The following is a 1,331-nucleotide window of genomic DNA, read 5'->3' on the forward strand; positions in this document are numbered from 1 at the left end:
GGGTCGTCGGTGTATTTCGAGAGATGGGCGCGGTCGGCCATATCCTCCTTGAACAGCACATGCATGACCGCGCAGGCCAGCGCGCCATCGGTGCCTGGCTTCAGCACAAGGCCGAGATCGGCCTGCTTCATCGTCGCGTTTTCGTAGACGTCGATGACGACGATCTTGGCGCCGCGCTCCTTGCGCGCCTTGATGGCGTGGGTCATGACGTTGACTTGGGTCACCACCGCATTGGTGCCCCAGATCACCACGCAATCGGATTTCGCCATCTCGCGCGGGTCCGGCCCGCGCAAGGCGCCGGCGCCCATCATCCAGCCGGTCCAGGCGAGATTGGTGCAGATCGACCCGAAAAAGCCGGAATATTTCTTGGCGTGGCGCAGCCGGTCGATGCCGTCGCGCTGCACCAGCCCCATCGTGCCGGCATAGTAGTAGGGCCAGATCGTCTCCGAGCCGTACCTCTCCTCGGCCGCAATGAACTTTTCGGCGACGAGGTCGAGCGCGGCCTCCCAACTCGCTTCCTTCCAGGCGCCGTCGCCCTTAGCGCCGGCGCGGATCAGCGGCTTCAGCAAACGGTCGGGATGGTGGACGCGGTCGGCATAACGCGCAACCTTGGCGCAGACGACGCCGGCGGTGTAGCTGTTGGACTTGGCGCCATGGACGCGGCCGATCCGATTGCCGTCGAGCAGTTCGACCTCGAGCGCACAGGTCGACGGGCAATCATGCGGACAGGCGGAATGGCCGATTCTGAGCTTGGCGTGCTGGTTCATGCGGCAAGACTAGCGGGTTTCAAAGGGCGCGTGTAGGGCCAGATGATTAGCCAATCTCCCCACCTGTGGGGAGATTGCGTAATCACTCCGCCGTGCCTTCCTCATACTCTGCCGACATGGACAGCCACTTTTCCTCGTGGCCGGCCAGCGTCTGGGCCAGTTGCGAGCGCTCCTTGGCCAGCCGGGTCGCCGTCGAGGGATCCTTTTCGTACACCGCCGGATTGGACAGTTCGTCCTCGATGCCGTCGATGCGCTTGCGGATGCGGTCCATCAGCGCTTCGGTGGCGCGGATTTCCTTGGCCAGCGGCTCGAAGGCGGCGCGGCGCGCGGCCGCATCGCGGCGGCGGTCGGCCTTTGACGCCTTTTCCGCCTCGCGCTTGCCGCGGCGGTCGCCGGACACGCCGGTGACCAGCGTCTTGTAGTCTTCCAGATCGCCGTCATAGGGGTTGACCGCGCCGTCCTTGACCAGCCACAGCCGGTCGGCGGTTGCCTCGAGCAGATGGCGATCATGCGAGATCAGGATGACGGCGCCAGGGAATTCGTTCAACGCATGGATCAGCGATT

Annotated in this window: 1 protein-coding gene and 1 pseudogene; both read right to left on the reverse strand. The window is 64.7% G+C overall.

Translation table 11 applies throughout. The annotated features are described in order from the left end of the window. Positions 1-767 (reverse strand): molybdopterin-dependent oxidoreductase (locus EN914_RS35660; protein ID WP_164779177.1); only part of this gene is annotated, 767 nt, incomplete at its 3' end. 82 nt (positions 768-849) lie between these two features. Further along, positions 850-1,331, reverse strand: a pseudogene (locus tag EN914_RS35665) (ABC transporter ATP-binding protein); the annotation flags it as partial.

Source organism: Mesorhizobium sp. M7A.F.Ca.CA.001.08.2.1 (assembly GCF_003998455.1).
Classification (GTDB): Bacteria; Pseudomonadota; Alphaproteobacteria; order Rhizobiales; family Rhizobiaceae; genus Mesorhizobium; species Mesorhizobium ciceri.